Source organism: Pseudomonas sp. ACM7 (assembly GCF_004136015.1).
GTDB lineage: Bacteria > Pseudomonadota > Gammaproteobacteria > Pseudomonadales > Pseudomonadaceae > Aquipseudomonas > Aquipseudomonas frigoris.
Genome location: NZ_CP024866.1, coordinates 2428862 through 2442059, shown reverse-complemented (window position 1 = coordinate 2442059; position 13198 = coordinate 2428862). Strand labels below are relative to the sequence as shown.

13 protein-coding genes are annotated in these 13198 nt (G+C 58.7%); 9 read left to right on the top strand and 4 right to left on the bottom strand.

The window, feature by feature from the left end; all coding sequences use genetic code 11:
- Window positions 1-50: 50 nt before the first annotated feature.
- On the bottom strand, window positions 51-1040 hold the full coding sequence (locus CUN63_RS11475; RefSeq protein WP_129439499.1) for a sensor domain-containing diguanylate cyclase: 990 nt from the start codon (window positions 1038-1040) through the stop codon (window positions 51-53).
- A gap of 147 nt (window positions 1041-1187) precedes the next feature.
- Window positions 1188-2372 (bottom strand): delta-9 fatty acid desaturase DesA, encoded by a 1185-nt coding sequence (gene desA, locus CUN63_RS11470; protein ID WP_056745676.1) that lies wholly within the window; start codon window positions 2370-2372, stop codon window positions 1188-1190.
- Window positions 2373-2519: 147 nt separating this feature from the next.
- Between desA and dibA the strand changes: the two genes are divergently transcribed.
- The 6 genes from dibA to CUN63_RS11435 all read left to right on the top strand — a co-directional run bounded on the left by dibA (window position 2520) and on the right by CUN63_RS11435 (window position 8805).
- Window positions 2520-4445 carry a phosphodiesterase DibA gene (gene dibA, locus CUN63_RS11465; protein WP_129439497.1) on the top strand — a complete coding sequence of 642 codons (1926 nt, stop codon included), beginning with the start codon at window positions 2520-2522 and terminating at the stop codon, window positions 4443-4445.
- A 139-nt stretch (window positions 4446-4584) separates the two neighbouring features.
- Window positions 4585-4767 carry a sulfur starvation response protein OscA gene (oscA, locus tag CUN63_RS11460; protein WP_007945260.1) on the top strand — a complete coding sequence of 61 codons (183 nt, stop codon included), beginning with the start codon at window positions 4585-4587 and terminating at the stop codon, window positions 4765-4767.
- Between the two features lie 143 nt (window positions 4768-4910).
- Window positions 4911-5924, top strand: coding sequence for a sulfate ABC transporter substrate-binding protein (locus CUN63_RS11455; protein WP_129439495.1), 1014 nt, complete (start codon window positions 4911-4913; stop codon window positions 5922-5924).
- Window positions 5925-6108: 184 nt separating this feature from the next.
- Complete coding sequence (gene cysT / locus CUN63_RS11445) at window positions 6109-6927, top strand: sulfate ABC transporter permease subunit CysT (protein ID WP_033058556.1); 819 nt, start codon at window positions 6109-6111, stop codon at window positions 6925-6927.
- 12 nt (window positions 6928-6939) lie between these two features.
- Complete coding sequence (gene cysW, locus CUN63_RS11440) at window positions 6940-7812, top strand: sulfate ABC transporter permease subunit CysW (RefSeq protein ID WP_129439493.1); 873 nt, start codon at window positions 6940-6942, stop codon at window positions 7810-7812.
- Between the two features lie 3 nt (window positions 7813-7815).
- Window positions 7816-8805 carry a sulfate/molybdate ABC transporter ATP-binding protein gene (locus CUN63_RS11435; RefSeq protein ID WP_129439491.1) on the top strand — a complete coding sequence of 330 codons (990 nt, stop codon included), beginning with the start codon at window positions 7816-7818 and terminating at the stop codon, window positions 8803-8805.
- A gap of 90 nt (window positions 8806-8895) precedes the next feature.
- Here CUN63_RS11435 and CUN63_RS11430 read toward each other — a convergent pair whose 3' ends face one another.
- A complete protein-coding gene (locus tag CUN63_RS11430) occupies window positions 8896-9420 on the bottom strand; it encodes a DUF962 domain-containing protein (protein ID WP_129439489.1) in 525 nt (174 codons plus the stop codon).
- An 84-nt stretch (window positions 9421-9504) separates the two neighbouring features.
- Between CUN63_RS11430 and CUN63_RS11425 the strand changes: the two genes are divergently transcribed.
- Together CUN63_RS11425 and CUN63_RS11420 are read left to right on the top strand one after the other, a co-directional pair.
- Entirely contained in the window at window positions 9505-10191 is a 687-nt protein-coding gene (locus CUN63_RS11425; RefSeq protein WP_129439487.1) for a Crp/Fnr family transcriptional regulator, read from the top strand.
- A gap of 70 nt (window positions 10192-10261) precedes the next feature.
- Complete coding sequence (locus CUN63_RS11420) at window positions 10262-10627, top strand: response regulator (protein WP_129439485.1); 366 nt, start codon at window positions 10262-10264, stop codon at window positions 10625-10627.
- Window positions 10628-10754: 127 nt separating this feature from the next.
- Here the strand turns inward: CUN63_RS11420 and CUN63_RS11415 are convergent, their stop codons facing one another.
- Window positions 10755-11759, bottom strand: a complete 1005-nt coding sequence (locus CUN63_RS11415; protein ID WP_129439484.1) for an AraC family transcriptional regulator — start codon at window positions 11757-11759, stop codon at window positions 10755-10757.
- Window positions 11760-11859: 100 nt separating this feature from the next.
- Between CUN63_RS11415 and CUN63_RS11410 the strand changes: the two genes are divergently transcribed.
- Window positions 11860-12933: a fatty acid desaturase gene (locus CUN63_RS11410; protein ID WP_129439483.1), complete on the top strand. Its 1074-nt coding sequence runs from the start codon at window positions 11860-11862 to the stop codon at window positions 12931-12933.
- Window positions 12934-13198 lie beyond the last annotated feature (265 nt).

The following is a 13198-nucleotide window of genomic DNA, read 5'->3' as shown; positions in this document are numbered from 1 at the left end:
GGCGCCTTCGCGAGCAAGCCCGCTCCCACAGGGGGTTTGTGTTGAGCCTGTCAGGCCGAGATGATGCGGTTCTTGCCCTGGTGTTTGGCTTTGTACATTGCCGCATCCGCGCGGGCAAACAGGCTGTCGACGCTTTCGTCCTCGGCGGTGAGGCTGGTCAGACCCTGGCTGACGGTGATGCCGAACGTCTGGTCGCCATGGCTGAAACTTAAGCGCTGAATCTCCTGTTGCAGGCGTTCGGCCACTTGCATGGCCATGTCTGGCGCACAGCCGGGAAACACCGCTGCAAATTCCTCACCGCCAACTCGCCCGAACAAATCACCGCGACGCAAAGCCGCGCGACTGCTCTCGGCGATTCGTTGCAGCACGTTGTCGCCTTCCTGGTGGCCGTAGGTATCGTTGATCACTTTGAAGTCATCGATGTCCAGCAGCAGGAATGCCAGCGGCGTGCCTTGGTTCCGTGCCTGTTCGAATTCACGGTGGGCGCAGTCGAAGAAGTGTCGGCGGTTACTGCTCTGGGTCAGTACGTCGGTGGTGGCCAGGCGTTGCAGCTCGGTTTCCATCTGCTTCTTGTCAGTAATGTCTTCGGCAATGCCGACGATGATCACCGGTTGACCCGGCTCGGCCTGACGGTTGATGAAGCACTTGTCACTGAGCCAGCGGACCTGGCCGTCGGCGGCAATGATTCGGTATTCGCGGTCTTCATCGGCGCCTTTGACCAGTACTTCGGCCAGGCTGCGTTCGGCATAGTCCAGATCGTCGGGGTAAATGCTGTCGCGCCATTGGTTATAGTCGGACAGCAACAAGCCTGCGGAGCGGCCGAAAATCCGTTCATACGCGGGGCTGACATAGAGCACCCGACGGGATTCCCAGTCGAAGGCCCAAAGCACCGCGTTGACGCTCACCAGCAGAGCGCTGAACAGTTGTTCGCGTTCGCTCAGGCGCGCCACTTCGCCTTGTGCATGCATCAGCGCCAGCAAGGTTTGCGCGGCCTCGGGCCACTGCTGGAGGGATGAGTCTTGCAGGCTTTTATTGACCATCGACACTCTCAAAGGGCGTGTGCCGCTCGAGGTTCGAAAGCGACCAATACCATGGCCCGCCTGGATGGCGAAGTGTCTTTGAGATAGGGGATTTGGAGCTAAGTTCCGAAGGGTGCGCCCACGAACGAGGCGCACCGATCAACGGCGTCAGACAGCGGCGGGGCGCAGGGAGTAGGTTTTCAACTGATCGGCAAAGTCGCGCAGGGATTGAATCCCGCTGGCTTCGGCTTCGTGTACCCAATCCTTGATGGCGGCCAGCATGTCGTGACCATTTGAGCTGGTCTTGACCCAGATCTGCTGCAAGGCCAGGCGTTTCTCGTAAATTACCTTCAGCGCCTGACTGTGCTCGAGCATGGTCTGGATGCGAATGTGGTGTTTGTCATCCAGCAGGCTGGTTTCCCGCGAGAGCAGGCGCTTGGCGCGGTGGAACTGGTGACGGACCGAGTGATCGACCTTTTCCAGCTCTTGTTTGACCAGCGGTGCGATCACCAATTTGCGGTACTGGGCCATGATCTGGAAGCGGTTGTTGAGGATCGCCATGGCGGTGTCCATGTCCAGGTTGCCTTTGCCTTCGACCCGATGGGCGATGGGCGCGACCCGCTGAACCTTGGCCAGACGCAGGAAGCTGAAGACCTGGATCCAGGCCCAGCCGAGATCGAATTCCCACTTCTTCACCGACAGTTTTGCCGAATTAGGGTAGGTGTGATGGTTGTTATGCAGTTCTTCGCCGCCGATCAGGATGCCCCACGGCACCAGATTGGTCGCCGCATCGCGGCATTCGAAGTTGCGGTAGCCGATGGCATGGCCCAGGCCATTGACCACACCGGCGGCCCAGACCGGGATCCACATCATCTGGATCGCCCAGATGGTGATGCCGATGGTGCCGAACAGCAACAGGTCGATAACGCCCATGATCGCCACGCCCAGCAGGGGGAAACGGCTGTACAGGTTGCGTTCGATCCAGTCTTCGGGGCAGTTCTTGCCATAGATGCGCAGGGTCTCGGGGTTTTCCGCCTCGGCACGGTACAGCTCGGCGCCTTTGCGCAGAACGGTGGACAGGCCCTTGATGACCGGGCTGTGCGGGTCATCGACGGTTTCGCATTTGGCGTGGTGCTTGCGGTGGATAGCGGTCCACTCACGGGTGTTCTGTGCCGTGGTCAGCCACAGCCAGAAGCGGAAGAAATGTTTCAGGCCGGCATTGAGCTCAAGCGAGCGATGGGCTGAATAACGATGCAGATAGACCGTGACGCCGATGATCGTCACGTGGGTCATCAGCAGGGTGACTGCCACCAGTGACCAGGGCGACAAGCCGAGAAAACCTTCGTACCACATAGGCTATTGGGCCCTCGATAAATAAAAAAACAGCCGTTGCATTATCACTTAGCCCACAGATAAAACCAGTCGCCCTTTCAGATAAGAGTGGCTGGATGTTTCTTTAAACTATAATTCCATCCTTTTTGAAGGGACATGGACAGCCGAATGTCTGCCACCTATCGCGATGCTTTGCGTGCAGCGCTGCTTTACCTTCTGGTTTCTGTAGGTTGGCTGCTGTTTAGCGGTTATTTATTGAACAGTTTCTTCGATAGCTCCGCTGAGCTAATGCGATGGCAACTGATCAACGGTTACGCCTGGGTGGTATTCAGCGCCGGTTTGATTTTTCTCGCTCGGGCGCGATTGTTCCGTTGCCTGGGGATCGGCGCAAAATTGCGTGAACGCACTGAAGACCACGAGCGTTTGCGTCAAGCGGCCGCGGTGTTCGATTGCACACGTGAAGGGGTGCTGGTCACCGACAACAAAGGGTTGATCGTCCATGTAAACCGGGCCTTCATGGCAATTACCGGCTATCGGAGCGAGGAGGTGCTCGGCCAGCGCCCCAGCCTGTTCAAGTCCGGTCATCACCCGCCGGCTTTCTACCAGGCGATGTTCGCGACACTCACCAGCACCGGCGAGTGGAGCGGGGAAATCTGGAACCGCCGCAAAAGCGGCGAGATCTACCCGCAATGGCAGACAATCCGCGTCATTGACGACGAGAGAGGGCGGCGCAGCCATTACGTGGCAGTGTTTTCCGACATTAGCGCAATCAAGAACTCTGAACATGAGCTGACGCACCTGGCTCACTACGATCCGCTGACCGATCTGCCCAACCGTTTGCTGTTCACCGACCGCACCGAGCAGGCCCTGGCTTCGGCGCAGATCCACAAGCGCGGCTGCGCGTTACTGATGATCGATCTTGATCACTTCAAGATGATTAACGACAGCCTCGGGCATAGCATTGGGGACCAGTTGCTCAAGGGCGTGGCCGAGCGTTTGAAAGCGATGGTCGGTCCGGGAATCACGCTGGCACGCCTTGGCGGCGACGAGTTCGCCGTGCTGGCTGAAAGCTGTCCGCAAATGGTGCACGCGGCGGCGCTGGCTCAGCGGATCATCGATGGCCTCAAAGAGCCGTTCCAGATCGACGGGCATCAGTTGTTCGTCAATATCAGCGTCGGCATCAGCCTGTTCCCCGGCGACGCCTTGAGTGCCGAGCAGCTGTTGCGCAACTCCGACTCGGCGCTGTTCAAGGCCAAGGGTGCCGGCCGCAACGGCTACGCCCTCTATACCGAAGAATTGACCGCCCATGCCCAGCAACGGGTCGAGACTGCATTCGAATTGCGCCGTGCGCTGGAGCAGCAGGAGTTGCGGGTTTATTACCAGCCGGTTCACGACCTCAAGACCAGCCGCCTGATCGGCGTTGAGGCATTGGTGCGCTGGGAGCATCCACAGCGAGGGTTGGTGTCGCCGGCAGAATTCATTCCCATTGCCGAGCGCACCGGTCTGATCGCCGAAATTGATGCCTGGGTGATGCGCCAAGGGTGTGAGCAGATGTGCCGGTGGCAGCAGGCCGGGGTGGTGTTGTCGTTTGTCGCGGTGAATGTTTCTTCTCGATTGTTCGCCCGCCGTGAGTTGTTTGGGCAGGTGGCGAAGGTGCTGAACGAAACCGGGCTGGATCCTGCCTGTCTGGAGCTGGAAGTTACCGAGAGCGCTGTGATGGATGACCCGGAAGACGCACTGGAGCAGATGCACAGGTTGCGTGAATTAGGAGTTCGGCTGGCCATCGATGACTTCGGTACAGGCTATTCGTCGTTACTGCGCCTCAAGCGAATGCCGGTACAGAAACTCAAGATCGACCAGGGCTTCGTTGCCGGGTTGCCGTGGGATGAGGATGACGCGGCGATTGTGCGGGTGATCATCGCGCTGGCCCAGAGCATGGGAATGCAGGTTCATGCCGAGGGGATCGAGCAGGTCGAGCAGGCGGGCTTCCTGCTCGAACACGATTGCGATCTGGGGCAGGGCTACTGGTTTGGGCGGCCGGTGCCGGCCGGGCAGCTGGATTGGAAGCGTGCTCCACTGATTCTTCAGCACTGATCGGTCTTCGATTGGTCTTTTGGTTATATTAAAATTCTTAAATAGTCTTTTTAAGAATATCCGCGCTTATCTACTATTGGTCCCACGCCGCAAGCAGTCTCGCCACTGCCAGGCAACCTCTAGTTGAAGGAGCAGCACCATGAGCGCATCCCTGCGTAGCGTTGACGGCCAGGACGAAGCAACCATTTTGCGTGAGATCCAGAGCGCCTTGCGCGATCTGCGTTTTGGCGCAGTGGAAATCACCGTGCATAACGCCCAGGTGGTCCAGATCGAACGCAAAGAGAAATTCCGGTTGCAGAACCCGAGCAACAAACCGAGCTGAAACAAAGATCAAAAGATCGCAGCCTGCGGCAGCTCCTACGGGGGGCTTTGTGTAGGAGCTGCCGAAGGCTGCGATCTTTGACAGGCAACCCCGATTCCAGACCATAAAAAGCCATTACAAACAGAATTCCAGGAGCTTTCACCATGTCGTCGATTCGTCATTTCGCTTTGGCCGCCCTGGCCAGTGCCCTTTTTGCTGGTTCCGCGGTTGCCAAGGATTACGAGCTGCTTAACGTGTCGTACGACCCGACTCGCGAGCTGTATCAGGACTACAACGCCGAATTCGTCAAGTTCTGGCAGAAAGACCACGCCGGCGACAGCGTGAAAATCCAGCAGTCCCACGGTGGTTCGGGCAAGCAGGGCCGGGCAGTGATCGACGGTCTGCGTGCCGACGTGGTGACCTTGGCCCTGGCCGGTGACATCGATGAAATCGCCAAACTCGGCAAGACCCTGCCAGCGGATTGGCAGAAGCGTCTGCCGGAAGCGAGCACGCCTTACACCTCGACCATCGTGTTCCTTGTGCGCAAGGGCAACCCTAAAGGCATCAAGGACTGGGGCGACCTGACCAAAAACGGCGTGGAAGTTATCACCCCGAACCCGAAAACCTCCGGCGGAGCACGCTGGAACTTCCTCGCGGCGTGGGCCTATGGCCTGAAAGCCAATGGCGGTAACGAAGCGAAAGCCAAGGAATACGTGCAAACCCTGTTCAAGCACGTTCCTGTGCTGGACACCGGTGCTCGCGGTTCGACCATTACCTTCGTCAACAACGGTCAGGGCGACGTGTTGCTGGCCTGGGAAAACGAAGCCTTCCTGGCCCTGAAAGAAGACGGCGGCGCTGACAAGTTCGACATTGTCGTGCCTTCGCTGTCGATCCTCGCCGAACCTCCGGTAGCCGTGGTCGACAAGAACGCCGAGAAAAAGGGCAACACCGAGATCGCCGAAGCGTACCTCAAGCACCTGTACAGCCCGGCCGGCCAGGAAATCGCGGCAAAAAACTTCTATCGTCCACGTGACAAGGATGTTGCCGCCAAGTACGCCAAACAGTTCCCGACACTGGATCTGGTGACCATCGACAAGGATTTCGGCGGCTGGAAAACCGCTCAACCGAAATTCTTCAACGATGGTGGCGTGTTCGACCAGATTTATCAGGCGCAATAACCTGAAAACGATCAGTTAAACGCAATTCATGTGGGAGCGGGCTTGCTCGCGAAGACGGCGGCACAGTCAGTATCGATGTTGTCTGACACACCGCTTTCGCGAGCAAGCCCGCTCCCACAGGTTACGCACCAACGGGCCCCGATTTCACCGTCGGGGCTTAGCGCGTTCTCAACCAAGGACTTTTATGTCGCGTCGTATCTCCCCCGTCATACCCGGCTTCGGGCTGACGCTGGGCTACACCTTGGTGTACCTCAGCCTGATTGTGCTCATTCCACTGGCGGCGATGTTCGTGCATGCCGCTCAACTCACCTGGGACCAGTTCTGGGCGATTATCTCGGCGCCACGGGTGCTGGCGGCGTTGAAGCTCAGCTTCGGCACCGCGCTCTATGCCGCGATTATCAACGGTATCATCGGCACGCTGCTGGCCTGGGTGCTGGTGCGCTATACCTTCCCGGGACGCAAAGTCATCGACGCGATGATCGACTTGCCCTTCGCGTTGCCCACTGCCGTGGCCGGTATCGCACTGACTGCGTTGTACACCCCCACCGGTTTGGTGGGTCAGTTCGCAGCGGACCTGGGTTTCAAGATCGCATATACCCCTCTCGGCATCACCCTTGCCCTCACTTTTGTGACACTTCCATTCGTAGTACGTACCGTACAGCCAGTATTGGCTGATATCCCGCGTGAAGTGGAAGAAGCGGCGGCGTGCCTGGGTGCAAAACCGTTACAGGTTTTCCGCCATATTCTGGTGCCCGCGCTGCTGCCAGCCTGGCTGACCGGTTTCGCGTTGGCCTTTGCCCGCGGGGTCGGCGAGTACGGTTCGGTGATTTTCATCGCCGGCAACATGCCGATGAAAACCGAGATCCTGCCGCTGCTGATCATGGTCAAACTTGACCAGTACGATTACACCGGCGCCACGTCCATTGGTGTACTGATGCTGGTGGTTTCTTTCGTCCTGTTGCTGCTGATCAACTTGCTGCAGCGGCGCATCGAAACCCCATAAGGAGGCGCGAAAATGTCCCAATCGTCTATTAGCGCCGCTTCCTCGGCCAACGCTGCCCGCCGTGGCAGTGCCACTTCGCGGCGAATTCTGATCAGCCTTGGCTGGCTGATTTTTGCGCTGTTTCTGTTTCTGCCACTGTTCATCGTGGTGTCCCAGGGGCTGAAAAATGGCCTCGGTGCGTTCTTCACCGCGATCTTCGAACCCGACGCTCTGTCGGCCCTGAAACTCACGGTGATTGCCGTGCTGATTTCAGTGCCGCTGAACCTGGTGTTCGGTGTCAGCGCCGCGTGGTGCGTGAGTAAATACTCGTTCCGCGGCAAGAGCATGCTGGTGACCCTGATCGACTTGCCGTTCTCGGTATCGCCGGTGATCGCCGGTCTGGTCTACGTGCTGATGTTCGGTGCTCAGGGCCTGTTCGGGCCGTGGCTGCAGGACCACGACATCCAGATCGTCTTCGCCTTGCCGGGCATCGTGTTGGCGACGATCTTCGTCACCGTGCCGTTCGTGGCGCGTGAGCTGATCCCGCTGATGCAGGAACAAGGCACGCAGGAAGAAGAGGCCGCGCGTCTGCTCGGGGCCAATGGCTGGCAGATGTTCTGGCACGTCACCGTTCCCAACATCAAATGGGGCCTGATCTACGGCGTGGTGCTGTGTACGGCGCGGGCCATGGGTGAGTTCGGTGCGGTCTCGGTGGTTTCCGGGCACATTCGCGGGGTGACCAACACCCTGCCGCTGCACGTCGAGATCCTCTACAACGAATACAACCACGTGGCCGCATTCGCCGTGGCGAGCCTGTTGCTGATCCTGGCGCTCTTCATCCTGCTGCTCAAGCAGTGGAGCGAAAACCGTATTAACCGCCTGCGCGCCAGCGCCGCGGAGGAATAAGTCATGTCGATCGAAGTGCGTAACGTCAGCAAGAATTTTCACGCGTTCAAGGCGCTGGACAACATCAGCCTGGACATTCAAAGCGGCGAACTCGTGGCGCTGCTTGGCCCGTCCGGTTGCGGCAAGACCACACTGTTGCGGATCATCGCCGGTCTGGAAACCCCGGATAAGGGCAGCATCGTGTTCCACGGTGAAGACGTCTCCGGTCACGATGTGCGTGATCGCAACGTCGGTTTCGTGTTCCAGCACTACGCGCTGTTCCGCCACATGACCGTGTTCGACAACGTCGCGTTCGGTCTGCGCATGAAGCCGAAAAACCAGCGCCCGAGCGAAAGCCAGATCGCGGTGAAAGTCCACGAGCTGCTGAACATGGTGCAACTGGATTGGTTGTCGGATCGCTACCCGGAACAACTCTCCGGCGGTCAGCGTCAGCGTATCGCCTTGGCTCGTGCCTTGGCGGTTGAACCAAAAGTCCTGCTGCTCGACGAACCCTTCGGCGCCCTCGACGCCAAGGTCCGTAAAGAACTGCGTCGCTGGTTGGCGCGGCTGCACGAGGACATCAACCTGACCTCGGTGTTCGTGACTCACGACCAGGAAGAAGCGATGGAAGTCGCCGACCGCATCGTGGTGATGAACAAGGGCGTGATCGAGCAGATCGGCTCACCGGGCGACGTCTACGAAAACCCGGCCAGCGATTTCGTTTATCACTTCCTGGGCGATTCGAACCGGCTGCATCTGGGTGAAGACAACCATGTGCTGTTCCGTCCGCACGAAGTGTCGCTGTCGCGTCATGAGCTGGAGGATCACCACGCGGCCGAGGTGCGGGATATTCGTCCGTTGGGCGCGACGACACGGGTGACGCTGAAGGTCGAAGGCCAGAGCGAATTGATCGAAGCTGAAGTGGTGAAAGATCACGACAGCCTGACCGGGTTGGCGAAGGGCGAGACGCTGTTCTTCAAGCCGAAGGTCTGGCAGAAAGTCGCCAACATCTAAAGCAAAAGCTTCGCGAGCAAGCCCGCTCCCACACTGGATCTATGGTGGACACAAATCCAATGTGGGAGCGGGCTTGCTCGCGAAAGCGATCTACGCAGCGGCGCGATTCGGATTGACCCGCACACCACCCACCCGCGCCTCGATCTGCTCTTTGAGGTCATGCCGCAACCCAACCAAAAACGCCAGCTCAACCACCACAAACAACGGCCCGACAATCAACCCCGTCACATCATCGACAAACGCCGGTTTGCGTCCTTCGTAGTGATGACCGGCAAATTGAATCACCCAACCCACCACAAACATCCCGATGCCGCTCGCAAGCCAGACGAACGTGCTTTGCTGCGCGAGCACATGACCCAGCCAAACACAAAGGCCCAGCAACACCGTCATCAGCGCGCCCAGCCGTAACTCCAATCGCAGATAAAACCACGCCGAAGCCAGCGCCAAAAGCACTGCCGGTGACACCCAAACTCCGGCCAGCGACCACTCGGGCCGTGACAGCAGCACCGCAACGGCGACAACGATCAGCGGAATACCGATAAAGTGGGTGGCAATATTGCGCGGGTCACGGTGGTAGGCGGCGTATTGACTGAGATGGTCGACGAGGCTTTTCATTGTTGTTCCTCCTGTTGGGTGATGGATCATGCCCCGGGTCCACATTTCGCTCTGTCAGGCAGGCGACAATCTCCAGGAGTTTTCATGGACATGCAGGTTTGGCGTTCGCGGCTGGATAAAGGGCAGTGGTTCAGCCATCTACCTGTTCCTTTACAGGATAGTCTGCTGGCCGCCGCCAAGGTGCGGCGGTTGTCGCCGGGCCAGCGGCTGTTCAAGCGCGGCGATCCACCGTGCGGGCTGTACGCGGTGCTCGAAGGTTCGGTGCGGATCGGCGCGGTGAGCGAGCAGGGCAAGGAGGCGCTGTTGAGCCTGGTGGAGTCGCCCCACTGGTTCGGCGAAATCTGTCTGTTCGATGGTCAGCCGCGCACTCACGATGCGTTCGGTCTGGGCCATTGCACCCTGTTGCACATCCCGCAAACTGTGCTGCTGACATTGCTTGATGAGCAACCGGCGTACTGGCGGCAACTGGCATTGCTGATGAGCCAGAAACTGCGCCTGACCTTCATCAATCTCGAACAACTGAGCCTCATGCCAACCGCCGCTCGACTGGCTCATCGCTTGCTGATGATCGCCGAGGGTTACGGCGAAATCGACCCGCCGAGACGGGTGTTGCAACTGCCCCAGGAACAATTGGCGTCGATGCTTTCGCTGTCGCGCCAGACCACCAACCAGATTCTCAAGGACTTGCAGGGGCAGGGGATTGTGAATCTCAAGTACGGCGAGATCGAGATTCTGGATGCGCAACGATTGCGGATGTTGGCGATTATCTAAAACCCGGCGTTAGTGGTGGGCTTTGGACGCGAAGGCGCCTAGCCTGTGATGACGACAATCGAGGTGTGCCATGCGTGTGCTGTTAGTGGAAGACGAACCTGAGACCGCCAAACTCCTGGCTAAAGGTCTGAACGAGGCAAGTTACTCAGTCGATGTGGCGGTCAACGGTATGGACGGCCGTCGTTTCATCGAGTCTGGCGAATACGAGCTGATCATCCTCGACGTGATGCTGCCGGGGCTCAATGGCTGGCAGTTGCTGCAGCAGATCCGCAAGCTCGGCGAAACGCCGGTGCTGTTCCTGACCACCAAGGACGGCATCGAGGATCGCCTGCGCGATCTGGAGTTGCATGAGGATGATTACCTGCTCAAGCCGTTTGCCGTGAGTGAACTGGTGAAGCGGGTGCGTAAATTGTTGCGGCGGGATCGGGGGCGCTGAGGCGTTTCTGTAGTGTCTGGTCTGGCCTCATCGCGAGCAAGCTCGCTCCCACATTGGAATGCGGTCAACTGTGGGAGCGAGCTTGCTCGCGATGAGGCCGGACGAGGCAACACACTTCTCGGATCAGTTACCGCAACCCATCCCTAAACTGCCCCGGTGTCATCCCGGTCCAGCGCTTGAATGCGCGGCTGAAGCTGCTCGTGTCCGCAAATCCCAGCAGATAGCTGATCTCGCTCAACGAGCATTGCGGATCACGTAAATGCAGCAGCGCCAGGTTCTCGCGGCTTTCGTTGAGCAATGTATCAAAGCGGTAACCCTCGTCCGCCAGATGCCGTTGCAGGCTGCGCAAACTCAGGTGCAGAGCCTGGGCGATGTGTTCGGCGCTGGGCTCGCCTTCCGGCAATTGCTCCTCAATGGCGTCGCGAACCTTGCGTTCCCAAGTCAGGGGTTTGAGTTGTGCGAGGGTGCGTTTGAGCACGGCTTCGTTGTGCTCGGCCAGTTCCGGGTTGGCGTCGTCCAGGTGGCTGTCGAAGTCCGCGACGGCGAATTCCAGTCGGTCTTCATCGGCGGCGAAGTACACCGGTGAGCGGAAGACTTTGTGCCATTGATGCGGGTCCGCCGGTTCCGGGCGGCGCAGGTACACCGCCAGCGGGGCGTAATCGCGGCCCAGGCGATTGCGGCAGGTGCGTACGTAAATTGCCGTGAAGGCGTCGATGGCTTCGAAGGCCGGGGCCGGATTGCCTGGCGGGATTTTCAGGCGGAAGCGGTAGCGGTCCTCGGCGCGAGTCAGTTCCAGATCCAGGGCATCGCTGACCACTTGGTGATAACGCACGATGCGCTCGAACACTTCTCGCAGACTGCCGCTGGCGACCAGCGCATAACCGAGTGCGTGAAACGTGGTGGGGCTGACGAAGCGCGATACCCGCAAACCAATCGCCGGGTCGCCGCTGACTTGCACTGCGATTTCCCACAGGCGCGTGGTGCCGGACAACGGGTAACGGGCGTTCGGGTCGTCCATCAGTCGCGGGTCGAGCCCCGCCTGTTGGCACAGGGCGGTGCTGTCGAGGCCCAGCGCATCGAGTTGCTTGCGCAGGGCGCGGGTCCAGCTGGCGAGGGAGGTCGGTTCAGTCATGCTGATTGGCGCTTCCGGTCAACAGGTTGGCGTTCACGGCTACCGCGTTGCGAGGGTTCACAAGGCAGGATGCGAACATCAATAACCAGAGGATGGAAGCATGCACGGTACTTCTGCAAGTCCCCAGCGACTGAATGCAGCACAACGATCAGCGCATATTCGTGAAGTGGTGCTGGCCAAGGGGGTCGAACTGCGTCAGCGCTACCCGATTCTCAACCATCAGGACGCCTTGGGCGCGGGCATTCTGGCCTTCGCGCTGGTCGGCATGATTGGCTCGGCAACGCTCTACATGACCGGGCACATGGCGTGGTGGGCATGCCTGTTGCTCAACGCATTTTTTGCCTCGCTGACCCACGAGCTGGAACACGACCTGATTCATAGCATGTACTTCCGCAAACAACGCATGCCGCACAACCTGATGATGGGATTGGTGTGGCTGGCGCGGCCGAGCACGATCAATCCGTGGATTCGCCGGCATCTGCACCTCAATCATCACAAAGTCTCCGGCACGGAATCCGACATGGAAGAGCGCGCCATCACCAACGGCGAACCCTGGGGTTTTGCGCGGCTGTTGATGGTCGGCGACAACGTGATGTCGGCGTTCATTCGTATGCTGCGGGCCAAGACCTGGGCTCACAAGATCAGCATCATCAAGCGCACCCTGAGGGTCTACGCGCCACTGGCGCTGGTGCATTGGGGGGCTTGGTACATGTTCCTGGGCTTCCATGCGGCCAATGGCATCGCCTCTCTAATGGGAACGTCGATTGAATGGTCGGCCACTACTTTGTCGGTGATGCAGGTGATCGACATCGCTGCCGTGGTGATCATCGGCCCGAACGTGTTGCGTACCTTTTGCCTGCATTTCGTCAGCTCGAACATGCACTACTACGGTGACGTGGAGCCGGGCAACGTGATCCAGCAGACCCAGGTGCTGAACCCTTGGTGGATGTGGCCGTTGCAGGCGTTCTGCTTCAACTTCGGCAGCACTCACGGGATTCATCATTTTGTAGTGAAGGAACCGTTTTACATCCGTCAGATGACCGTGTCGGTGGCGCATAAAGCGATGCGCGAGATGGGTGTGCGATTCAATGATTTCGGGACGTTTGGGCGGGCGAATCGATTTGTGCGCAAGGAAGCAACAGAGGCGCAGGAGGTGCGTGCCGCTCAGGCTTGATCGATGTGTCCTGAAACTCGTCATCAATCTGACCCAATAGGGCGATACGTTATGACGCAAGCAGGGTTGCTTGGTGGCGACAGTATCGCTGATTGATATATGCATTTTGGATCTAATAAAATAATTAAATATTCCTTTATTGGATATGCATTTCAGCCAATCATCGCATTATCAAATTTTGAGTTTCCGGGGCCGTCTCCTTGGCAGGGTGCGGTCCCTTTTTTTGTCCATTCAAAACTGCCGCATATTCCTTATAGGTCTTAAT